The organism is Pseudomonas sp. 910_21 (assembly GCF_052850735.1).
Genome location: NZ_VXCY01000038.1, coordinates 1 through 539, shown reverse-complemented (window position 1 = coordinate 539; position 539 = coordinate 1). Strand labels below are relative to the sequence as shown.

The window sequence follows — 539 nt, the reverse complement described above, 5'->3', positions numbered from 1 at the left end:
CCGAGCGTCGCTGAAGGCGGCACCGTGGTATACACCGCGTCGGTGTCGGCGCCGGTTACCGGTTCGCCAGTCGTCGTGACCCTGTCCAACGGCCAGACCATTACCATTCCGGTGGGCGAATCGTCCGCTACCGTGAATTTCACCGCACCCAACGATGCCCTGGCTGGCGGCAGCTCCCTGAGCACCACCATCACCAAGACCGAGGGTGGCAACTACGAAAAGCTGGACATCAACGACAAGCCGGCTGAAACCAGCGTTACCGACACCCCAGACACCACGACTTTGAGCCTGACCGCCACCGATTCCGTGGCTGAAGGCGGCTCCATTGTCTACACCGCGACCCTGACCAATGCCGCTGGCACGCCAGTCACCGTGACCCTGAGCAACGGCGCGGTGATCACCATCGCCGCGGGCGCCACTTCGGGCACTGCCACCGTCGCAGCGCCTGCTGACGACGTGTACAAGGATGCCGGTAAAGTCGAAGCCACCATCACTAAAGCGGACGGCGGCAACTTCGAAAACTTGGTCACCAATCCAGC

Annotated in this window: 1 protein-coding gene; it reads left to right on the top strand. The window is 62.7% G+C overall.

Annotated elements, in window-relative coordinates; all coding sequences use genetic code 11:
- Positions 1-539 (top strand): immunoglobulin-like domain-containing protein (locus tag FW796_RS31875; protein WP_446440708.1); only part of this gene is annotated, 539 nt, incomplete at both ends.